At 50.2% G+C, this 20,657-nt stretch carries 20 protein-coding genes; 11 read left to right on the top strand and 9 right to left on the bottom strand.

The window, feature by feature from the left end; all coding sequences use genetic code 11:
- Positions 1–107: 107 nt before the first annotated feature.
- The 4 genes from V7676_RS10655 to V7676_RS10670 all read left to right on the top strand — a co-directional run bounded on the left by V7676_RS10655 (position 108) and on the right by V7676_RS10670 (position 4,601).
- Positions 108–908, top strand: a complete 801-nt coding sequence (locus V7676_RS10655; protein WP_335659689.1) for an FkbM family methyltransferase — start codon at positions 108–110, stop codon at positions 906–908.
- A gap of 132 nt (positions 909–1,040) precedes the next feature.
- Entirely contained in the window at positions 1,041–2,453 is a 1,413-nt protein-coding gene (locus tag V7676_RS10660) for an oligosaccharide flippase family protein (protein WP_335659690.1), read from the top strand.
- A complete protein-coding gene (locus tag V7676_RS10665; RefSeq protein WP_335659691.1) occupies positions 2,446–3,417 on the top strand; it encodes a glycosyltransferase in 972 nt (323 codons plus the stop codon). The genes V7676_RS10660 and V7676_RS10665 overlap by 8 nt, the downstream gene beginning before the upstream one ends.
- Positions 3,414–4,601 (top strand): glycosyltransferase family 4 protein, encoded by a 1,188-nt coding sequence (locus tag V7676_RS10670; RefSeq protein WP_335659692.1) that lies wholly within the window; start codon positions 3,414–3,416, stop codon positions 4,599–4,601. Before V7676_RS10665 ends, V7676_RS10670 begins: the two co-directional genes overlap by 4 nt.
- 109 nt (positions 4,602–4,710) lie before the next feature.
- Here V7676_RS10670 and V7676_RS10675 read toward each other — a convergent pair whose 3' ends face one another.
- A complete protein-coding gene (locus tag V7676_RS10675; protein WP_335659693.1) occupies positions 4,711–5,343 on the bottom strand; it encodes a PEPxxWA-CTERM sorting domain-containing protein in 633 nt (210 codons plus the stop codon).
- 466 nt (positions 5,344–5,809) lie between these two features.
- Between V7676_RS10675 and V7676_RS10680 the strand changes: the two genes are divergently transcribed.
- Positions 5,810–6,529: a PEPxxWA-CTERM sorting domain-containing protein gene (locus tag V7676_RS10680; protein WP_335659694.1), complete on the top strand. Its 720-nt coding sequence runs from the start codon at positions 5,810–5,812 to the stop codon at positions 6,527–6,529.
- Positions 6,530–6,671: 142 nt separating this feature from the next.
- Positions 6,672–7,310 carry a hypothetical protein gene (locus tag V7676_RS10685; protein WP_335659695.1) on the top strand — a complete coding sequence of 213 codons (639 nt, stop codon included), beginning with the start codon at positions 6,672–6,674 and terminating at the stop codon, positions 7,308–7,310.
- A gap of 21 nt (positions 7,311–7,331) precedes the next feature.
- Here the strand turns inward: V7676_RS10685 and V7676_RS10690 are convergent, their stop codons facing one another.
- Both V7676_RS10690 and V7676_RS10695 read right to left on the bottom strand, forming a co-directional pair.
- Positions 7,332–8,351, bottom strand: coding sequence for a glycosyltransferase family 2 protein (locus V7676_RS10690; protein WP_335659696.1), 1,020 nt, complete (start codon positions 8,349–8,351; stop codon positions 7,332–7,334).
- Between the two features lie 79 nt (positions 8,352–8,430).
- On the bottom strand, positions 8,431–9,222 hold the full coding sequence (locus V7676_RS10695; RefSeq protein ID WP_335659697.1) for a hypothetical protein: 792 nt from the start codon (positions 9,220–9,222) through the stop codon (positions 8,431–8,433).
- A 122-nt stretch (positions 9,223–9,344) separates the two neighbouring features.
- Here V7676_RS10695 and V7676_RS10700 point away from each other — a divergent pair, with 122 nt between their 5' ends.
- On the top strand, positions 9,345–10,037 hold the full coding sequence (locus V7676_RS10700; RefSeq protein WP_335659698.1) for a hypothetical protein: 693 nt from the start codon (positions 9,345–9,347) through the stop codon (positions 10,035–10,037).
- Positions 10,038–10,050: 13 nt separating this feature from the next.
- Here V7676_RS10700 and V7676_RS10705 read toward each other — a convergent pair whose 3' ends face one another.
- The 4 genes from V7676_RS10705 to V7676_RS10720 are packed head-to-tail and all read right to left on the bottom strand — an operon-like array spanning position 10,051 to position 14,149.
- Positions 10,051–10,833, bottom strand: coding sequence for a CpsD/CapB family tyrosine-protein kinase (locus V7676_RS10705; RefSeq protein WP_335659699.1), 783 nt, complete (start codon positions 10,831–10,833; stop codon positions 10,051–10,053).
- A gap of 27 nt (positions 10,834–10,860) precedes the next feature.
- Complete coding sequence (locus tag V7676_RS10710) at positions 10,861–12,300, bottom strand: GumC family protein (RefSeq protein ID WP_335659700.1); 1,440 nt, start codon at positions 12,298–12,300, stop codon at positions 10,861–10,863.
- Positions 12,300–13,538, bottom strand: a complete 1,239-nt coding sequence (locus tag V7676_RS10715) for a hypothetical protein (protein ID WP_335659701.1) — start codon at positions 13,536–13,538, stop codon at positions 12,300–12,302. The genes V7676_RS10710 and V7676_RS10715 overlap by 1 nt, the downstream gene beginning before the upstream one ends.
- Positions 13,535–14,149, bottom strand: coding sequence for a polysaccharide biosynthesis/export family protein (locus V7676_RS10720; protein ID WP_335659702.1), 615 nt, complete (start codon positions 14,147–14,149; stop codon positions 13,535–13,537). The genes V7676_RS10715 and V7676_RS10720 overlap by 4 nt, the downstream gene beginning before the upstream one ends.
- Positions 14,150–14,267: 118 nt before the next feature.
- On the opposite strand from V7676_RS10720, the gene V7676_RS10725 reads away from it, so the two are divergent.
- A complete protein-coding gene (locus V7676_RS10725) occupies positions 14,268–15,791 on the top strand; it encodes a tetratricopeptide repeat protein (protein WP_335659703.1) in 1,524 nt (507 codons plus the stop codon).
- Between the two features lie 92 nt (positions 15,792–15,883).
- Positions 15,884–16,630 (top strand): WecB/TagA/CpsF family glycosyltransferase, encoded by a 747-nt coding sequence (locus tag V7676_RS10730; RefSeq protein ID WP_335659704.1) that lies wholly within the window; start codon positions 15,884–15,886, stop codon positions 16,628–16,630.
- Here the strand turns inward: V7676_RS10730 and V7676_RS10735 are convergent.
- On the bottom strand, positions 16,575–17,765 hold the full coding sequence (locus V7676_RS10735; protein ID WP_335659705.1) for a glycosyltransferase family 2 protein: 1,191 nt from the start codon (positions 17,763–17,765) through the stop codon (positions 16,575–16,577). The two genes, V7676_RS10730 and V7676_RS10735, sit on opposite strands and share 56 nt — an antisense overlap.
- A gap of 137 nt (positions 17,766–17,902) precedes the next feature.
- On the opposite strand from V7676_RS10735, the gene V7676_RS10740 reads away from it, so the two are divergent.
- Positions 17,903–18,862 carry a UDP-glucuronic acid decarboxylase family protein gene (locus V7676_RS10740; RefSeq protein ID WP_335659706.1) on the top strand — a complete coding sequence of 320 codons (960 nt, stop codon included), beginning with the start codon at positions 17,903–17,905 and terminating at the stop codon, positions 18,860–18,862.
- Here the strand turns inward: V7676_RS10740 and V7676_RS10745 are convergent.
- Entirely contained in the window at positions 18,848–19,933 is a 1,086-nt protein-coding gene (locus V7676_RS10745; protein WP_335659707.1) for a glycosyltransferase family 4 protein, read from the bottom strand. The two genes, V7676_RS10740 and V7676_RS10745, sit on opposite strands and share 15 nt — an antisense overlap.
- A 90-nt stretch (positions 19,934–20,023) precedes the next feature.
- Between V7676_RS10745 and V7676_RS10750 the strand changes: the two genes are divergently transcribed.
- A complete protein-coding gene (locus tag V7676_RS10750) occupies positions 20,024–20,599 on the top strand; it encodes a hypothetical protein (RefSeq protein ID WP_335659708.1) in 576 nt (191 codons plus the stop codon).
- Positions 20,600–20,657 lie beyond the last annotated feature (58 nt).

Genomic DNA, 20,657 nt, shown 5'->3' on the forward strand with positions numbered 1-20,657 from the left:
TCTACCGTTATCTCATTATCATATGATTTCAAATTGTCAGTGGCTTCAATAGAACTGTTCACCTATGGCCCATAAGTTGAATATTTTACGTGGGGCCTCAAAAAGCAATGTCACTAATCCCGTTCTTTGCCAGAAACTGGCCGTTTGCTAATGGTTCCGGGAGAATACTGGATAAATGGGCGCAGAATATCGACCTCGGATCTAGCGAACAGTCGGCAAAGACCAGCGATGGCTTTTCGATGCACGTTTTGACAGATGATCTGATCGGAAGACATATCCTGCTTTCGGGAAAGTTCGACCGCTCAATTGTTCAACTGTTGCTCGATCATGCTCGCGATGGCGATGTACTTCTCGATATTGGTGCAAATATAGGCTACGTGACTGCCTGCTTCCTTGCCAAAGTCAAACGTAGTCAGGCCATTTGTGTTGAACCGCAACCCGGGATTGTCGAACTTCTGCAGACAAACATGGAGCAATTTGGTGATCGGGTGGTCACCCATCAAGTAGCGCTATCGGACGAGTCTGGTGAACTACGTTTTCATATTGATAAAGCAAACAGGGGAGCTTCGCGCATCAGTGATGACGGAGAGATCGTAGTTTCTGCTATTGCTGCGGGTAAATTCTTGCGCTCAGTAGTTAAGCTGGACATAGTCAAAATTGATGTAGAGGGTCATGAACAAGCTATTTTCACTGGCTTGAGGGACGAATTGGCTCGTCTGAAGCCCAGAGCAATCCTCTTCGAAGATCAGTTGCAATTGGCATCTCCCCAAGGGGCCATTGGTTCCATTCTTCACGGTATTGGTTACAAGATTTACGGGGTCGATAAAAAATTGTTCATGACTTCGCTGGTAGAAGTCAATTCGTCACAGGATTGTCGTTTCAATGACTATCTTGCTCTTATCGATTAATTACCAATATTTGGATCAATAAATGTCAAAAAAACCGGTGACAAAGTTTTCTACAGCCTTGCTAACGGAAGACTTTAGAGGAAATCTGTCTCATAGCTTGGGCTTGAGCGGAAAAGGTTAAATGGCCACCATATGAACGGTCCTTCGCCAAAGACTGACGTTCCGGTCAGCGGTATGCGTCATTATCTGAAATCAAAATCAGCACTATTCGGCGCTACCGGATGGGTCACCGGTGCATATATTTCTCAACAAGCTCTGCGGCTCGGCACTAGCATCGTTCTAGCATGGCTGTTGGCACCGGAACTACTTGGTACGATGCTGCTAATCAACACGTTGCGGACGGGCGGAGAGTTGCTGACCGACGTTGGCGTTGGGCAAAGCATCGTCAATAATCCCCGCGGCAACGAACCTTCTTTTTACAATACCGCTTGGACTATCCAGATTGTTCGCGGGCTGGTGCTGTGTATATTGGCACTTGCGCTCACCATTCCCATCTCGCAAGTTTATGAGAGTGCTTCTCTAAGAGTCTTACTACCTATCGTGGCACCAATTTTCATACTCACGGGATTCACTTCACCCTCCCGGTTTCTCCTGCAAAAGCGCGTCGAAGTCCGTAAGCTTGCATTGTTTGATCTGGGTCTCGCAGTCGTTGGCACCCTAATACAAATAGCTCTAGCGCTATATTCGCCAACAATCTGGGCGTTGATATGGGGATTGCTCATCAGCACGGCGATCTCAACAGCCGCCAGTTTTTTTCTGATCGATTGGCGAAGCCACCGGCTACAATGGGACGCGTCCGCCGCCAAGGCGATTATTCATTTTGGGAAATGGATATTTGCCGCTTCGCTGATATATTTTCTCGCGATGAATTTTGATCGACTCTATTTCGCGGATGCAATCCCGATTGCATTATTGGGCGTTTACGGAATTGCTCGCACCTTTTCGGACGTGATCATGCAGTTGTTTCAGCGTCTAGGCAATTTGCTTATCTTCCCGAAAATATCGGCGTCCACGCAACGCGGCGCCGATTTGCGCAGCACAATTGGACCCATGCGTCTCGGCGCATTGCTAGTCATTGCCACCAGTCTGGCAATGGGCATCGCGCTCGCAGATCAATTTATTTACCTTATTTATGATCACCGATATCGCGCTGCCGGATTTTTCCTGCCAGTGTTATTAATCGGCACATGGTTTTCCATTCTGGGTGCAATGGCTGATGCGATGATGATGGGTGTCGGAAAACCATCTGGAGTGGCTTTCAGCAATGGCGCAAAGCTAGCTATCCTTGCTGTCACACTGCCCTTCGTCTTGACACAATATGGAATCAATGCCGCACTGGCGGTGTTCATATTTGCCGAAGCGTCGCGCTATGCAGTACTAGTGTGGCAAACACGCAGAATTGGCATTGGCTTCACCCGACAGGATATTATCGCGACACTGGCCTTCTGCCTTCTGGTCTTGGTCTTTCGTGAACTCACCATGCTGACCGGTTTGACCGGAGGGATCGGCGAATGGATTGCACTGGCCGGGGTGTCGCATGGCTGAGCAGCGCCATATCATCGGTCTCGTCGCGATCGGACGAAATGAAGGTGATCGGCTGAAACGCTGCCTGCGCTCGATACCTGCCAATATTCCAGCCGTGTATGTGGACAGCGCATCTACCGACGATAGCGTCGCTTTCGCCCGGTCCGTTGGCGCGAGTGTTGTAGAACTTGATATGGCCCTGCCCTTCACTGCCGCACGGGCGCGAAATGAAGGGGCGGACGAATTGCTGCGATCCCATCCGAAAACGGAATACATCCAATTCGTCGATGGAGATTGTGAACTTGAAGCCGAATGGTTTGCCACTGCGGAAAATTTCCTATCGGCGGATAGCTCGATAGCTGCCGTCTGCGGACGCAGAAGAGAGAGGTTCCCCAGTGCGAGTTTCTACAACCGCATGTGCGATGCCGAATGGAACACTCCGATTGGAGAAGCTGATGCGTGCGGTGGCGATGCAATGTTGCGCACCACGGCTTTTTCACAGGTAGGTGGCTACGATCCTTCCATGATCGCGGGAGAAGAACCGGAACTTTGTCAGAGGCTGCGAGGTGCCGGTTGGCGGATATGGCGGCTGGATGCGCCGATGACCATCCACGATGCGGACATGCACCGCACCGCCCAATGGTGGCGACGCGCCGTCAGAAGCGGGTTCGGTTACGCACAGGTCTGGCGAAAAACCGAAGCTAGTGGCCGCGATATATTATACCGCCGCGAAGTAATCAGCGCCTTGGGCTGGACGTTCGGCGTGATTTTAGTCGCTCTTTTAGCCGCGATAGTTTTTGGGCCGGCTGGAACTATTGTCGCTCCCATTATCTGGGTAGCACAGCTTGTAAGGCTTGCTGTGCGAGAAGGTTTCACGAAAGGTTCGCATCTGCTCCTCGGTAAGATAGCAGAAACGTTAGGCATACTGCGTTTTGCCATTGGTAGCGTGCGCGGACGCAAGCAAGGAGCAATTTTCTACAAATGAATAGAATCGCATATCTCGTCAGCGATTATTTCGCTCCGTCACACACTTTCGTGCGGAGAGAGATTACAGCACTACGAAAGTTAGGGATCGAGATTATTCCTTTCACAGTTCAATCGGCGGAGGGTGACGCCGAAGATGTTCAAAGTTTGCTCGGCCGGCCACTGCTGGATTATTTTTTTGCACTATTTTGGGCCGTTTTTACACGCCCGCTACCATTTGTATCTAGTTGGTTGCTAGCCCTGCAGCATCGCCAGCCTGGTGCGCGTGGGCTTCTCTGGTCCCAATTTCATTTCATTGAAGCAATATGCTTGGCTCGTCTTTTAATGGCTGCACAATGTACGCACCTGCACAACCATTTCGCCAACAGCGGCGCGACGGTAGGTATGATCGCCGCGCATTTCGGTAAGCTTCCATGGAGCCTAACCCTTCACGGAATTTCCGAAACCGATTTTCCTGCCGGAATGTTACTCCCCAAAAAACTGGAGCGCGCGGAATTTGTTGCTTGTGCTAGCTACTTTATGAGGGCGCAGGCAATGCGGCTAGTTGAAACCAGCCACTGGCCCAAAATGCACATTATTCGCTGCGGGATTAATCTCTCGAATTTGCCCCCGATCAAGCCACAACACCTAAGGAAAGATAAAAGCGATAGCGTGCATCTGTTATGCGTGGGACGATTATCGCCAGAAAAGGGTTATTTCGGGCTGCTAGACACACTGGCGCATCTCGCAGCCGACGGATTAGACTTTGCCCTGACGATTGTCGGCGACGGGCCATCAGCGGATGATATCCATGCAAAGGTCGCTGCATTTACGCTGACCGACCGTGTCCGATTCACCGGAGCACTGCCAGAGGCTGAGACGTTAACGGAAATCAGCTGTTGCGATATCTTCGTCTTGCCCAGCCTGATGGAAGGCCTACCGGTGGTACTAATCGAAGCACTCGCGATGAACAAGGCAGTGATCGCCAGCAGGGTCGCCGGCATTCCTGAGTTAATCGAAGAAGGGCATTCCGGGCTGCTGTTTACGCCATCCGACTGGTCCGGTCTTGAAAGCCAGTTGCTCAGGCTTCTTTCCGATCGAAGCCTACGTGAAACACTCGGGGAACGCGGACGGGCAATTGTGGAAAGCGAATTCGATATCGCCATCCCAGCACGACAACTCGCAAGGCTTTTTACATCGGATTAGCTGCTTTGGGCGACGGCCAAGGTCTTTAAAGCTCAAAAAAAGCGGCCTACCCCCATTATCAGGAGCGGGCCGCCAATATCGAATTGTCAGAAATTAACTAATTGAATTGTTAGCTATAGCTGACTGTGGTCCGCGCAACCCGCGGCTTAGCTCGGATCATTCCGCCGATCCCGAAAAAACCGAGCAGCAGCAACGCCCAAGTCGCCGGCTCAGGAACTGCGCCCACGCTATTAACGTTCAGGGTAAAAGCGCCCAAAAACCCTTGGTCTCCAACTGCATTATCGCTTACGCTCAATGTCCAATCGCCATTTGCACTTAACCCATTAAATGCAGAAAAGGCTTCCAGCGGAGAATAAGAACCGGGAGCAACTGCACTATTTCCCTGATTGGCGAAAGTCTGGAACAATGATCCACCGCCATCGCTAAAACTATATGTACCCACCAGATCACTGCCAGATCCAAAAAATGATGCCGGAACGCCTGGCCGAGAAAATAGCTGTGTTGTTACGCCGCCATGGGTCAAACTGGCGATTAGATCTCCAACCCAAGTGTGCACAAAACCCCTCAGCGTTACACTAATGCCTGTAACATTGCCGGTTGCAGCAACGTTCACCGTTGAGCTGTTTGACGAATTGTTTGTAATAACGAAACCTGGACTTGTTTCGACGGTCGTTGCTGCAAATGCTGGCGCGGAAACCAATGCAGCAGCGACCACCGCTGTCGTGAATGAAATAGAACGCATATTCGATCCTTTGCAATGATGCAGGCGCCTGCATGTGAAACCAATTTGCCCCCCCTGTTAAGGACATATCTCCGGTGTATTTTTTCTGCTGCTCAACAAAAATAAACTTGCGCCTTAAGCCCAATAGTTAAAGAATTCTTAATCAAGAGTCCAGTGGGAGACAAACAATTGGCTGTACCCAATCAGGATTTTCTCCCTAATATTGTGCCAATATGGAACAAAACTGGTTCGGAACCGGCACACCAAAGATCGCTACGGCCTCGTACTTTGGGGAAGACCTTCAAGTTTCCGACGGATTCTTGAGCCCTTGGGAGATAGCCTTGCCCAAAAATTCGCATAAAAACTCTATGAATAGATGGCCTCTTGCACAAACAATTGATATGTTTTACTAATTATTAACTTAATTGGGGTCGCACCCACTGCTTGAGCTGGTGATCAATTGTAAGGATCCCGAGGAGAAAAAATAATGAAATTTGCTAATGGCGTTAAATATGCCCTACTCGCGTCTATAATCGCGGTCGCAATGCCTGCGAATGCACAGAATATTTTGTATCGGAATGATTTTAACCTCGGCACCGATTATTTTGATCAGGCGATTACCTCGTCCGCTTTTACAGCGACCAGAACAGCTGGCGATTTATCATCTTTCACACTATCAGATTTTGATGCCGTTTTTTATGCTAATCAAAATTCCGGCGCACCAGCCGGTGACATAGCAGCCTTGGCCAGCTATATCAGTGGTGGGGGCAGAGTTATTTTTAACAACTGGCTGGCCGATTCGCCGCCGCTAGATTCCACGTTTACCGGCAATAATAATCAGACGGTTTTGACGCTCACCCAGTTTACAAGCGGAGTAGCTAGTCCTCTTTCAGTCGTAAACCCGGGCTGGGGTACCTTCTCTGCCGGGCTGATGGCTACTGCAGGCGGCACCGTTGCTGCCACGTTTGAAAATGGCGATGCAGCGATCGTAATTGGCAATGGTGGACGCAGCATTCACAATGGTTTTCTTACCGACACAGTTGACTCCAGCCAGCTCTACGCTAACCAGTTCAGTTTCCTGTTTGGCTCAGCCGGTGCAGTGCCTGAGCCGGCGACTTGGGCGCTGATGTTGTTTGGTTTTGCATTTGCAGGTGCATCGCTACGGCGGCGCAAAAACAAAGTGACGACTACGGTTTCTTACGCCTGACGTTACATAACGTGATTTCAAAAAGCCCTGGGACCACGGTCGCAGGGCTTTTTTATTGAGGTTTACCCGCGATATTGGCAGAGCAAGGCGAAACTCCCGCTGCATCGCAAACATCGATTTCATTCGCAGGTTTACACAATATATGCTCTCCTTTGACAATTTTGACCGGATCAGAATCATCAATTTATCCAACCGTACGGACCGACGGCGCGAAATGGATCGTGAACTAGCCCGTTTGGGGTTGTCTGATGACCCCAGAGTCAGCTACTTTGCAGCAATCCGGCCCTGTGACGCGGGGCCTTTTACCTCGATTGGCGCGCGCGGTGTCTATGAAAGCCAGAAACAACTATTGCTCGAAGCAGCGGAACAGGGAGAATCGCTCCTAATCCTCGAGGATGATTGTGATTTTGTTCAGGGTGCTGAAGCGTATAAAATTCCGGAAAATTGTGATATTTTCTATGGCGGTCACAATGCCGCGCAGCCCGATGATCTTCAGAATAGCGATATCATGGGTGCCCATATGATGGGTTTTTCCAAAGATTGCGCAAAGGCCATCAGCACCTATCTCGAACAACTCCGCTATGAAGGCATTCATCCGCCGATAGATGCTGCCTATGTCTGGTTCCGGCGCGCCCATCCAGAGGTGGCGACCCACTTCGCCGTCCCGCCATTGGCAGGCCAGCGAGCATCGCGCAGCGATATTGCAAATTTGCGGTGGTATGATCGCCTTCCGATCTTGCGAACAATTGCCAATCTGATCAGGGCCATCCGACGAAGCTAGCAAGGCTGACCGAGTGCTTTTTTACCAGATGCTGGCCGAACCCTGTCGTTTCAATGCCCGGTTTGCCTGGATGCATGGCCAAATGTTCAGCAGTGTCGCAAGGATCGAAAATGGCACCCTCGCGGCCGCCTTCATAAATCCGGCGTTTCGAAGATTATGTAGGCGCCAAGTCAGCAGCCGGGGCGGCAACGCCCAGGTTTTTCCCGCAACTTTGCTTGCAACGACATTGTTCACCCATTGCGGATCATTCTCGTTGAAATCACGGATGACCGGACCGATATGACGGACATGTTCTTCTGCCCAGAATTTTTCACAGAGCCATCCGTTGACCGTTGTGCCGATCGTCATACGCTGCTCGTGATGGAAAAACCCGGATATGGAATGCGCTTCAAAATAATGGGTAGGCCGATCGAACCGCTGGATACGCTCAAACTGTGCTGCCTGAGAAAATCCCTCAGTATGCAGCATCGCTGACAGGAAACCATCTTCTCCCGGCGTAGGAACCGGGAGCCAAGCTTTCCGCAACTCCTTTGCCCGGCCAGCATAAAGCGAACCATTAATCGAATGGGGGGCTGGCGTCTGGCTCGAAATTTTTAACGAAAAGCGGTCGATCAGTGACTTACTAGATTTTTTGGCAATATCTTTTACTGGCCAACCCGAAACCGCCGATAAGCGCTCCTCATTCGCCAATTTCCAAACGAGATCGCGGATAACATTTGCATCGATCAGCTCGATATCAGCATCCATAAATACGATGATATCGGTGGCAGCATCGAGTATCGAATGAACCGCAAGGTTCCATGATCGTGATTTACCGGCATCGGGTGTATCGTGGACGCGAATGCGGACGCTGGTCTCACCAAAGCTCTCTTCCAGAGCAGCTTGTGCAACCTGCGCCGTGTTGTCTGTACAACCATTGCTGACGACCACGAATTCAAAATCATAGCCTTCAGACAGCACCGTCTGCTCAGCCACGCTCCTAATTAGCCCGGCAATCGTATCCTGCTCATTCATGGCAATTATACAAAGCGAAACTAACATGACCGCCTTCCGTAACTGACGCTGAAAATCTTTGGGGCCGCTGAGCGACAATAGTGCGTAAAAACAATTTTTATGCGGGTCAATCTGGGCTCACATTATAGCGCTGGCACATTTTATCGATAAAAGTTCCTGGCGGTGGTGGCCGGTCTTTCAGGCCTTCGAGCCGTGAATGCCACATATGGACGGCGTGGGTTCTATCGGTCAGCATCGCCTCAACCACTTCGGCAGGCTCGTATAATTTTCGCGCATCTTTCCATCGAACGGGATAGAAAACATCGGGTGACTGTGCCTTATCCTTCAGCTTGTTGCGTTTGATTGCGTGCGTCACGAGACCTGCACTGAAGGTGCCCCAAGGGTAATCCTCCAATTCTATCGGCCCTTCATTAAACCGTCTCCAGTAAAATTTCAGGCGGTTTTTGGGCCCCCACCAAGGTGGGCACATATTGGTTCTCGGGATGGACTGAAGGTCATCGACCATCTGCGAATCGGCTGGCGCTAGCAAAACCGCGTTATTAACCCAGTTTTCATATTCCCATCCAAAAAGATAATCGGAACCAAAATCAAAAGGTTTAAGGAAAATAAAATCCATATCAACCCAGCACCCAAGACCTTTGGCAAGCATCTCGATCCGCCACAAATTTGCACCAAGGGCAACCGAGCCACTGTCCCGATAACGCAGGAGCCTTTCCTGCGGCATCACTTCGGCAGCATCACGGAGGTCTGTTCCCTCCGGAACACCATCTAGATTCTCGGGATCGTAGCTCCACAAAGTAAATTCATGGCCGGTCGCTTTTGCCGAAGCAATACAAAGACGCTCCAGATAGTCGAGCCTGGGGCCGACCCATAGGGAGTTGAGATGGGGTAAAGTCATCGTCTATAATATCATTCTATTTTTACATTTGAGGTTTTGGCTACTCGAATAACGAGTCTCGGGCAACAAATTCCAACCAAATGGTTGGTATTGGCACAGGATGGTGTAAATCAATCAGCTATATGAAAATCAAGGCATTCCTCCGACCTTTAGTCATTCAGTTTCGTTCTTCACGCAATTATTTGCGCAAACTTCTGATGCCCCAATCGCATCCGCCGATTGGACGCCAACCTGCATTTGATCCAGAAACCGAAAAATGGTTCCGAAATCGCATCCGCTCTTCGAAATCTTATCTGGAATATGGGACCGGTGCTTCGACACTGTTAGCAGCTGATGCTCAGGTTCCAACGATCAGCATTGAGAGCGACCGAGCTTACGCCGACGCCGTGCGGGCAGCACTGCCTGATGACAATCTCACGAAAATAGTAGCAGTCGACATCGGCCGTGTAGAGGACTGGGGTTACCCCTTATGGAGATTCAAAACGGTTGGGGCACTTCAAAAGTGGAAATTCTATCCCGAGACTGGACCTGCGATAATTAAGACTTCCAACCGATTTCCTGATCTTGTTTTGGTCGATGGACGCTTCCGGGTTGCATGCTGCCTGTGCGTCGTGAAGGCCGCTATCGAGCAAAAACAAACAACACAAATTTTATTCGACGATTATGCCCTCCGCCCCCAATATTCTATCGTTGAAAATCTCCTTGGGGACTCGGAGGCTATTGGTCGCTCAAGACTCTTCCATATCGAACCCAAAAAAATATCACTGACGGCAGTTCAGGCTCTGCTCAATTCCGCATATTCAGACTTCAGCTAAGCTATGATCCAAATCAGTCGTAATATTTTGTATAAGACGATGCGCCATATCCGTAACCATAGCTGTCCCCAAAACCGCCGCGGTAGCGATTCAATATGGTACCGGCGCAGGGCACCGGATCAAGCATGACTAGCATGTCCTGCACCTGCCTGCGGTTGGTTTCTCCGCTATCCACCACCATGATGTAGCTATCGAGCTTCTCAAGAATGAGCATGGTATCGTCATTCGCAAAGGCCGGTGGCAAATCGAACAATATAATCGATTGTCCAGTCTGTTCACGCAATGAATTGATCAAATGATCAAAATTTGTGCCTGACACCAGTTCCGCCGTATTATTTGAAACACGCTTGGTCGGGAACAGGGTTAGGTTAGATCCTTCGATACGAATAGCAATAGAAGGCAAATCCGAGACGTCACCCGTCAAAAAATCGCTAATTCCCCGATTTACATCCAGACCAATATCCCGAGCAAGCGATGCTCTGCGTAAATCGAGATCGACCAGAAAAACAGGGTCATCAACTACTTGAGCTAGCGATGCGGCCAGATTCATAGAAAGGAATGATTTGCCCGCGGCGGGTGTCGCGGAAGTAATGCCAACCAGACGATAGTTTTTCTCTTTCAATCGCTTCGAAAGAGTGGTCCGCAACAGGTGGAACGGACGCGATCTACTGTCGCGATTGTTCAATCCAATAAACTGGTATTCGTGAACAGCATCAAGATCGGGAGCAAAGATCGGCAATTCATCAACTCGAATTGCCGCTTTTTCAGACATTTTTGTGAGATCCGCTTGGGACATAAATAGCCTTCTAAAATAATCGCAGTCTTATCGACGTAAAAAGGGGAAACGACCGGTGCCGCGCTTGGCGGTGGGCTTTGGCTCGATCAATGGTATAATTCCAAGTGGCGCCACTCCGGCAATTTTATGGAGAGCTGCCGGATCACGGATCGGCCGAAGGAACAGCTCAATCGCAAAGGCCAACAGAAAGCCAATTGCTAAGCCTCCACCGATTCCGGCAGCCGCTAGAATTAGACGATCCGGCCAGCTTGGGCTGTCAGGAATTACCGGAGGCTCAACGACCGATAAACGTTCCGACATACGTTCATCTTCGGCTCGAACTCCCGCATTAGCAGCCATTAACCGAGCTTGAACCTCATCATATTGCTGATTTACCGCAGTCAAGCGTTGCTGGATCTCGCCAATCTGCTGCTGCACTAACGGCGCCCGCGATTGTGCAGCGAGACGAGAATTCACTTGTGCCATTTCTCCGGCCTTTGCTGATCGCAATGAAGCAATCTGCGAATTATTAAACGCAATTTGCTGATCGATCGAATCGACCGGAATTTTCTTGGTGTTGCTTTTTGCCAGCTCGCGCGCCTGCACTAAGTTTTGTCTAGCGATCACCACATCGGGGTGCGTCTCTGAGTAGACCGCTCGCGCTGCCGCCAGTCGTTGTTCTGCGGCGCTAACTACAGGGTCGCGAGTATCGCTAGTTTGCGCAATATTTCGTTGCTGGAGCAAAGATTGATTATCGCGCTGCAACGCCGCGATCTGGACATCATAACTACCCGAATTTCCGCCAATGACCATAGCGCCACCGGATAAAACACCCCCATTTTGTGCATTGATCTGCGCAATTTGCCCCTGCAGATCGTTAATCTGGGTTTCCAAACCCTTTGCCTGATCGGTCAGGAACTGCACAGTATTGGTTGCCTGCTCCACATTTCCGCTGGCATCCAGTTGCAAAATACGGTTCATCAAGTCCTGAGCAACAGCTTGGGTTTGCACTGGCTGATCATAATTAAACGCCAGCTCGAATGCGATTGTCCGCTGATCCCGGCTGTTACCAGAAATATTCGCTTCCGCTGGCGTAAGGCTAATAGCCTCCCGCATATTTTCAATTACTTCGGAAAGTGGCCTGGACCGGCGCTCTGAAGTATAGAGCCCGTACTGTTCAATCAGAGCAATCAAGTCGGGCCGGGATGTGATCTGCTGTCGAATCCGCGCAACGCGGCGATCGATAAGATCAACGTCATCCATTCCGATCACATCACTTGGCAATTGCGACGATTCCACTAGCATGATCGCGTTCGACCGATAAACCGGTGGGATCAGCAAAATCGCAGCTATCGCAGCTATTATACCAATAAAAGTAGGCACAATAATCCACCATTTTCGTTCCCATAATATAATGGGTATTTGCTCGATCCAATTGCTGGCCGAGGCCTGATCGCCTTCGAATGTATCAAACTTCGGATATTCCATCAGCGTAACTTCCCTAAACGCACTCGAACAGAAGCCATGACCGAATAATTGGCATCACGTTTTACCGAGGGTTCGTAAATCTTCGTAAAACTTGGAATGACGTCGAAAGACACGCGATCGCTGAAATATCGCGAGTAAACTGCTTGTATGCCGTAGACTTCGCTCTTGCCTCGAACTGCGGCGAATATCGGATCGCTGCTGCGATCTGTACGGCCATATCGACCGGAAACTGAAACTCTGTCCTTCAGACTAAGCTTTAAATCATAATTAACCGCCAAGCTTGTTACGGCGCTTATTCCTCCCAATGCAGTAGGTTCAGCACTCCGCGAAACAGATCCGCAGAATGAGCTTCTAACGTCTCTGTCACAAAGTGAAAGTCGCCCGGAAATATATGTATTATTATTCCTTGCACCGATACCATCGTCAATCGCTGCATAAGATACCCCGGCACTTGCATTTAGGGATATGCGTTCGCTTAGCGAATACTGGGCGCCAAACTGGGGACTGATGATCGTAGCATCCCCGACATTCCTGCCAATATAGTCCGCTACCCCCGCATTTACCGACGCAAAAATCGACGTGCGCTCGGACAATCGGCGACTATATTGCAAATTTCCAAACCCGGTCCGGTAGTCCGAACCCGCATTATTGCTAAACTTCGAATAAGATGTCGTCGCAGAGAAACTGATCGAGTCAGCCGGACTAAGGGCATAGTCTATACCGGTAGATGCATCGAATGTATTCACCCGAACCCGGCGGCCAGCCACCGTGACGTCGGTCAATGGAATGTCAGGGATAAATCCGGGGTCGAAAGGGTCTGCGGAGTTCGAAAAGAAGGAATCCTGCAAAGATGAACGTGAAGTTTGAAATCCGGCACGGGCCGAGATCGACGTACGCTCATCCAGTTGTTTACTGGCCTGAGCACCAATACGGGCGGCTTCATCGCTGCCATATTGGTTTGTATACTGCGATAGCCGGAAACTGCTATCAATTAGCGCGCTTGAACTCTCGTCTTCCCATACAACTTTTGGTTCAATCTTGATGGTGACGGCAGCAGCAGAATCTCCGTTTGTGAGGAGGAAAGGATTGCTGTCAAATACGCCGCCAACAGAAATATCGACGGTAGCACGCGGTTGATTTGCTTGTGCCCACGCGGCATGAGGGAAAATGGAACATGACGCTGCCAACAGCAGTGCGGATCGCCTGACGCGCACTTTATGAATTACTTTATAAATCATGGAATAATCACCGTGTCGCCGGTTTCCAACCGCTGAATATTCGCACGCGCGACATCCTTGTCGTCAGCGCCTACTTTGAACAGCGGGGCAAGCTGCACGCGAAAACTATCTAATTTATCGCCAACTTTCCGGATAATCAGGATGTTATCCAGATTAGCAAATTCATTAGGGCCGCCGGCCATACTCAGGGCTTCGAGCACGTTTACATAACGGCCCGGCGTAAATGTACCAGGTGATTTGACACGGCCCATGACCGAAAACTGCATACCATTGGGAGAAACCACCGATACCGTTACCTGAGGCACTTCGCCGCGATACTGGTCCTTGAGCCCGTTGCTTATCAACGTTTCAATTTCTGAAGGAAGGCGTCCTTGTGCGACAATCTGGCCAACCAGTGGAAAAGCAATGGTCCCATCTGGCAGAACCTTAGCCGCACGTTGCAGACGCTCTTCCCCCCAAACATAGATTGACAGTTCGTCGCCAGCATTTATTCGATATGCTGAAACACCAGCAGAAGCCGACTGTTGAATCTGAGGATCTGCCTCAGCTAAGGCCTGCGAAGAGAAGGGGACCATTAAGGCAAGCGTGAGAATGTACCATATTCGGGTCATAGATTCAGAATATCCTTACTTCAGTCGACACATGTTCTGAGGCCCTATAAGGCACCCTATTATGATTTGCTACACTGTTTACCTTTGCCGCTATCTGGTGCGACACGCATCCTTGATTATGCTGTCTATAGTCCTTGTGATGGTTACTGCCTGTACAAGTTCTGAAGTTGAGGCATCAAAATTAGCCGCACAAGCGCAGTCCTATCTTGAGCAAAAGCGAATTGCGGAAGCACGAATCGCAATCAAACAAGCCGTTTCAAAAGAGGATGACGTTCCAGAATATCATATTCTCCAAGGAAGAATCGAATATGCCGCAGACGCCAATGAAAGTGCGTTTTCTGCATATAGCGAAGCACTTGCCTTTGATACAACGAACCAGGAGGCGTTGCAGGCTGTTTCGCAGATCGGTTTACAGATTGGGCGCTGGCGCGAATCACTTGATGCCACTGACAAACTGCTTGTGCTCAATCCGAATCAGGAAAATGCGCTCTTGGTCCGCGGGCTTCATGCATTGATAAAGCGTGATTTTGATGATGCAGACGCATATGCTAACAAATTGCTGGCTGCCGATGCTGAGAATGAAGGCGGAGCCGTTCTTAAGGCTCGGGCATCGTTTTTGGCAGGAAAACTGGACGAATCGATACAAATTCTTGATAAACAGGCGGCCTCCCGTCCGAACACAACGGCAATTGCGCTCACCCGGTTAGAAATCTATCGGGAACTGCGCAACGCAGTGCAGATTGAAAAGCAATTTATCGACTTGCGGAAATTACAGCCGGATGACCTTTCTATACGTGTTGACGAAGCAAATTTCCGATACAAAACCGGAAAAAAGAACGAAGCTACCGGGATTCTAGCGGCAATATTGGCCAACAAAAAAGCGTCGATCGAGACCATCGCGTCTTCCATTGATCTCTGGCGCGAATATTCAGTATCCCGGCTGAATCGAGATCTTGCGAGCAAAATTATTCAATCTGGCAAGTCGCAAGCGCGTATCGCAGCGTCCCGCTATTTCGCGGATTCCGGAGATAGAGCAACGGCAGTGCGTATGATCGACGGTATGTCCGGCCCAGAAGCGGATGCCGAACGCGCAAACATCGCTCTGTTAAACGGCAACAAAGCCTTGGCCCACTCCTTATCAAAATCTATTCTGGCTCTTGACGATACGCATTGCGCTGCGCTGGGAACACAGGCGCAGTTTTGGCTTAAAACCGGCAAGGCCAATGCCGCTCTAAGATTTGCGCAGAGAGCCGTTTCGGAATGCCCAGGAAATGTTAATAGCTGGGAGCACGCAGCCATGGCCTATTCAAAACTAGGCAAACCGGTCAATGCGCGCCGAGTTTACCGTCAAGGATTGGATGCGAATAAGCAAAATGAGCCGCTGACCCGCAAATATGCCGAATGGTTGCTAGCGAACGGAAAGAGGCGGGAAGCCGTTGCAACCGCCAAACGGTTGACGCAGTCCGCCCCCTCTCTAAATAGCGGTTGGCGTCTATATACCGAGATTTGCACGAAGACGCGGTCAGATTGCGTTACCCAAGCAAATAGGGGGCTCGCGGATTCGAAGACCAGATATGGGATCGATCTTTTGCCCGGGGAACTAGCACCAAATGGTCTATTTGGTCGGTTTGTAACCCGATGAGCACGGTTCCAACGGCGCTAATAATTGATTCTGGGATCAATCGAAATAAAGTCGAATTTCTCGGACTGACCTTTGATAAGGTTGACAAGGAAATGGCGATTCGCCAGATTCGACAGCGAGAACAGAAAACCGGCTATTTCTATGTAGTAACCCCAAATGTGGATCACATCGTGCAGTTGGAAAAATCGTCCGATGCTTTGCTGGCTGAAGCCTACTCTGGTGCTGGCATGGTTATATGTGACAGCCGCATCCTTTCCTTTTTAGCAAAACGCGTAGGCCTTGAGCTTGAGGCAGTTCCAGGCAGCGACATAACGCGCGAATTGTTGCGAACAGGAAGAAAGGGATGGCATCTGGCAATGATTGGCGGCCATCCAGTGCTCCACGAGAAGCTGAGGAAACTCTATCCCAATTATGAATGGACTTTCCATGAGCCGCCTATGGGAATTCTCCGCAATGCTACCGCTCGCTTAGCGATTGCAGAATTTATCGAGAACACAAAAGCTGACATGGTTTTTTTTGCAATCGGCGCACCACAAAGTGAAGTTATCTGCCGCGAAATAAGCATGCGCGGCAGAGCCAGCGGCGTTGCCTTGTGTATTGGCGCATCGCTCGAATTTCTTACCGGTGCCAAGCGCCGCGCGCCCGGCTGGATGCAGCGTATTGGTTTGGAATGGCTTTACCGCCTTAGCAGCGAGCCCTCCCGGCTTTGGCGGCGCTATTTACTGGAAGGACCGAAGATATTTGGAATCTGGTGGCGATGGAAAACGATTACGCAAAAAAAAATCAACGCTTCTCGCCATCTCGGCGCGTCCGGTTCCAGACCGTCTGACGGGAAGTGAAAAAGCCAAGATAAATCGGTATTTTCCACACTATATAAAAAGGAACCCGCAAGAGCGACTGAAAACCGAGAACGGCGCGCCCTTCCCTCCACCATGCGGCGAACAATATTATCAATGCGACTACATAGCTGAAGAAAAGAAGCCATAAAGGGCCGAATTGGCCCGACCAGAGCGATATTATGCCAACGCCAGCAAGCGCACAAAGCGACAGTAACATCAACATAGCCAGCGGCGGCACCAGCATATGGGCACCTATAGTAAATAGATGCTTCGAACGCTGGCGCAATCCTGCAAGCAGCAGTGGCAAACCGTTTTGCGCAGCCGCTTGGAGAAAACCATGCTCCCACCGGCTACGCTGTCCCTTGCTGTCAGCGACAGACGCCGCGGGACTGGTTACCAGCGCACCATCTTCGAACGAGACCCTAACTCCCTGCTTTGCGAGGGATAGGCCTAACTGAAGATCTTCAACGGCATCCGATGTAGCAAGATCAAGTTTAGCAAATAGCTCCCAAGGGAAGGCCATTCCCGTTCCGAACAGCAAAACACCGCCGCCGATCCGCCCGAGACCGCGTGCACGAACCAGATTTTTTACCAACATCGCAAAGTTGGAAATACCCACAAGTGGCGAAGCCGAAGCCGGCGCTTCCAACAGGTTAATTGATTGTACCGGCTCCCCGCTAATTACCGCCTTTTCAATTAATCTTGTCGCGCTGCCCGCCGACAGCCTGCAATCTGCGTCTATCACAATGACAGCATCTGGCGGATTCTTCGCCAAGAAGTCACGGCCAAAGGCGAGAGCAAAACCTTTACCCCGATGATCAATATCGGACCGTATTATCGTTTCGGCCCCTGCCCGTTCTGCGAGGCCGGCGGTTTCATCAGTGCAATTATCCGCTACAACCACAATCCGGCAATCTGGTGCCGCAAATTGAAGGGCCTTTACCGTTGTTGCTATCCCGGAAGCTTCGTTGTGCGCCGGCACAAGCACGGCACCCGACCAGTTATTAGCAGACACTGAGGAGGTGATTTCTCTGGAACGTGCCAGCCCAGCACCAACCTCGACCGTCAAATAAAGCAGAATCATCGCCAAAGGGGCGACCACCAGCCAAGCGAGAATCATGAAAGCAAGTTGCATATCGTGTACTCTAGCACCGAGATTGTGTCGGTGTATAGTTGCGCCAAACTGTTTCATTGTGAGACTAAAAGAACAGAAAGTCTTGCGTGCACGTTTTCTTCGTCTAATGCGGACTGAATTTTCTGGGGGAGACAGCTATGGCTCGCGACTATTTTTCAACTCGCCGCGTGTTGGTGACGGGCGGCGCGGGTTTTGTGGGTTCCCATCTCATCGACCGCTTGATCGACCGAGGCGACGAAGTACTTTGTGTAGATAATTTATTTACGGGTGCCAAAGCAAATATCACCCATCTTCTGGGCCATCCCCGGTTTGAATTTCTACGGCATGATATCTGCTTCCCGCTATTTGTTGAAGTTGATGCCATCTTCAATCTGGCCTGCCCAGCATCCCCGATCCACTACCAACACGACCCCGTGCAAACGACCAAAGTGTCTGTAATCGGCTCGATTAACATGTTGGGTCTGGCTAAGCGCATCAGAGCCCCCATTCTCCAAGCCTCGACCAGTGAAGTCTACGGCGACCCTACGCAGCATCCGCAAACCGAAGCCTATTGGGGCAATGTTAACCCGATCGGTATAAGATCCTGCTACGACGAAGGAAAACGCTGCGCGGAAACGTTATTCTTCGACTATCACCGGCAGCATAATCTTAACATCAAGGTCGCTCGTATTTTCAATACCTATGGACCGCGAATGCACCCAGCCGATGGCCGTGTAGTTTCCAATTTCATTATGCAAGCGCTCGCGGGCGATGATATCACCATTTACGGCGATGGGTCCCAAACGCGCAGTTTTTGTTACGTTGATGATCTTGTTGAAGGACTGATACGACTAATGGACAGCCCGGAAGGCTTCACCGGCCCTGTCAATCTAGGTAATCCGGTTGAATTCACCATCCGACAACTCGCCGAACTGGTCATCGAAATGACCGGCGCAAAATCAAAACTGGTGGAACAACCGCTACCATCGGATGATCCAACGCAGCGCCAGCCGGATATCTCACTCGCAAGGACGGAACTTGGATGGGAACCCGAACAAAATCTGCGCGAAGGCCTTGAAAAGACAATCGGCTATTTCCATAAATTAGGGAACGGATGAGGCGATTTTCTTCAAGCCACTGATAAAGCTTCGATATTCCCCCGCGATAGTAGACCAAGCAAAACGATCAATGCCCACACTGTTGTCAGTACAGCCCGACGATAGTGCGTCCACTAAGGTCCGGATCAGCATCGGTTGATCCTCAGTATCACATAGATAGCCATATTCGCCCAGAATCCAGCGCAGCCGTTCGGTGTCATGCGCTATGATCGGAAGACCGCTCGCCCAAGCCTCCAGAAACACATTCCCGAATGATTCCAACAACGATAAATGCAAAAAAGTATCCACCGATTGGTACAGTAAAGGCATTTCTCCTGCGGTTAGACTGATTCTCTGGAACCTGCCGGGCATCAACCCGTCGGCCAGGGCCTGCGCTTCATTACGTAAGGGGCCATCACCCGCAACGACCAGATAGGCATCCTCCATTTTGGACACAGCCCTGATGCCTTCGAGCACTCGTTTGCTCTCTATAAAGGCGCTGACCATAAGGATTATTCGTTTGTCTGACGGAAAACCGAAACGGGCGCGATCTCCCTGACCCGGCTTAAATCTAGAAAGGTCCACTCCATTGGGGATCAGCGCGCAATTCCACTTCTTCCGATTTCGTTCGTAATAATCCGGATTGCTGCAGACCAGCCCATCACATGAGAATGTACGATATTCTGATCGGTTTTCATAAGCAGGCCAGTCACCATTTTGGGTCACAAATATTTGCAGCGGCTTACGCCGAGCCGGTCGGCGCAATGCCCAGTGAGTAAAGGGAAAGGAACAGGTGACCACGGCATCAAATTCGGATGGATTATAGCGACGAAGCAGATTTACCGAAAAACTTGCATCCTCCCAAGCTGTTTCGCTGCGCAAGGGCGGGAAATTCGGCCATTTTTCGAAACCTTCCCTAGCCCGAGCATCAATGTGTTCAAAATGGTAGGATGTACCAGGTCGCGGCTGCCCCGAGCCCATCAGAGTGACATCATCACCGGTAGCGGCCAATTCCTCTGCGACAGACATCAATGCAACTTCTGCGCCTCGGTCATAATTGTGGAACCCCGGCAAGGCGAAAAGCAGTTTCATGTGGATTCCTCTGTCTGCATGGCAATCAATAAGCTATAATGTTTAACTTTAGCGTACATATTCGATTTCATCACTCCAGAGCTGTAATTCATGACGATCAATTGGGAACCCGAAATTGGCGATCCGACACTGGTAGGCTGGTTCACCGTGGTTGCATATTTTGTAACCGCTATCCTTTGCCACCGCGCGGCAATTACCGCCAACGTAAAATCGATCGACATCAGGACTGCGGCCAATCTGGAACAGTATTTTTGGCTTGCGGCAACAATCACACTGGTCGCTCTGGGTATAAATAAGCAGCTAGATTTACAATCCCTGTTTACCGAGATTGCTCGTGAGATCGCCAAGTTGCAGGGATGGTATGGAGATCGCCAAAGATATCAACTGATGTTTATAAAAGGCTTGGGCCTCGTCGCCATTGCTATTGGAATTGCCATGCTCTGGTTTCTGCGAAAAACAGCTGCTTCGGTAAAATTAGCACTGCTTGGCTTTAGTTTTCTTGGCGTATTTGTAATCACTCGCGCGGCATCCTTCCATCATGTGGATCAATTTCTTGGCCGTGAGGCGTTCGGGTGGCGTTGGAACTGGATTTTGGAATTATCCGGCATCGGGACAATCGCGATAGCGTGCGTCGCATATCTGCGGAAGGCCAAAGCCAGATACTAGACCCTGCCCCGATGGTATAGCTTCAATAATGAAAACGAGCTATCTGGTTAATAGATGT

The sequence above is a fragment of the Parasphingorhabdus sp. genome (assembly GCF_036963805.1).
Lineage (GTDB): Bacteria > Pseudomonadota > Alphaproteobacteria > Sphingomonadales > Sphingomonadaceae > Parasphingorhabdus.

What these genes read in the sequence shown, in the direction of transcription:
- V7676_RS10660 (WP_335659690.1), top strand. Translation starts at nt 1,041, where the DNA reads ATGAACGGTCCTTCGCCAAAGACTGACGTTCCGGTCAGCGGTATGCGT.
- V7676_RS10685 (WP_335659695.1), top strand. Translation starts at nt 6,672, where the DNA reads ATGCTCTCCTTTGACAATTTTGACCGGATCAGAATCATCAATTTATCC.
- V7676_RS10740 (WP_335659706.1), top strand. Translation starts at nt 17,903, where the DNA reads ATGGCTCGCGACTATTTTTCAACTCGCCGCGTGTTGGTGACGGGCGGC.
- V7676_RS10735 (WP_335659705.1), bottom strand. Translation starts at nt 17,765, where the DNA reads ATGCAACTTGCTTTCATGATTCTCGCTTGGCTGGTGGTCGCCCCTTTG.
- V7676_RS10750 (WP_335659708.1), top strand. Translation starts at nt 20,024, where the DNA reads ATGACGATCAATTGGGAACCCGAAATTGGCGATCCGACACTGGTAGGC.
- V7676_RS10680 (WP_335659694.1), top strand. Translation starts at nt 5,810, where the DNA reads ATGAAATTTGCTAATGGCGTTAAATATGCCCTACTCGCGTCTATAATC.
- V7676_RS10665 (WP_335659691.1), top strand. Translation starts at nt 2,446, where the DNA reads ATGGCTGAGCAGCGCCATATCATCGGTCTCGTCGCGATCGGACGAAAT.
- V7676_RS10720 (WP_335659702.1), bottom strand. Translation starts at nt 14,149, where the DNA reads ATGACCCGAATATGGTACATTCTCACGCTTGCCTTAATGGTCCCCTTC.
- V7676_RS10695 (WP_335659697.1), bottom strand. Translation starts at nt 9,222, where the DNA reads ATGACTTTACCCCATCTCAACTCCCTATGGGTCGGCCCCAGGCTCGAC.
- V7676_RS10705 (WP_335659699.1), bottom strand. Translation starts at nt 10,833, where the DNA reads ATGTCCCAAGCGGATCTCACAAAAATGTCTGAAAAAGCGGCAATTCGA.
- V7676_RS10670 (WP_335659692.1), top strand. Translation starts at nt 3,414, where the DNA reads ATGAATAGAATCGCATATCTCGTCAGCGATTATTTCGCTCCGTCACAC.
- V7676_RS10745 (WP_335659707.1), bottom strand. Translation starts at nt 19,933, where the DNA reads ATGAAACTGCTTTTCGCCTTGCCGGGGTTCCACAATTATGACCGAGGC.
- V7676_RS10725 (WP_335659703.1), top strand. Translation starts at nt 14,268, where the DNA reads ATGCTGTCTATAGTCCTTGTGATGGTTACTGCCTGTACAAGTTCTGAA.
- V7676_RS10700 (WP_335659698.1), top strand. Translation starts at nt 9,345, where the DNA reads ATGAAAATCAAGGCATTCCTCCGACCTTTAGTCATTCAGTTTCGTTCT.
- V7676_RS10710 (WP_335659700.1), bottom strand. Translation starts at nt 12,300, where the DNA reads ATGGAATATCCGAAGTTTGATACATTCGAAGGCGATCAGGCCTCGGCC.
- V7676_RS10655 (WP_335659689.1), top strand. Translation starts at nt 108, where the DNA reads ATGTCACTAATCCCGTTCTTTGCCAGAAACTGGCCGTTTGCTAATGGT.
- V7676_RS10715 (WP_335659701.1), bottom strand. Translation starts at nt 13,538, where the DNA reads ATGATTTATAAAGTAATTCATAAAGTGCGCGTCAGGCGATCCGCACTG.
- V7676_RS10675 (WP_335659693.1), bottom strand. Translation starts at nt 5,343, where the DNA reads ATGCGTTCTATTTCATTCACGACAGCGGTGGTCGCTGCTGCATTGGTT.
- V7676_RS10690 (WP_335659696.1), bottom strand. Translation starts at nt 8,351, where the DNA reads ATGTTAGTTTCGCTTTGTATAATTGCCATGAATGAGCAGGATACGATT.
- V7676_RS10730 (WP_335659704.1), top strand. Translation starts at nt 15,884, where the DNA reads ATGGCGATTCGCCAGATTCGACAGCGAGAACAGAAAACCGGCTATTTC.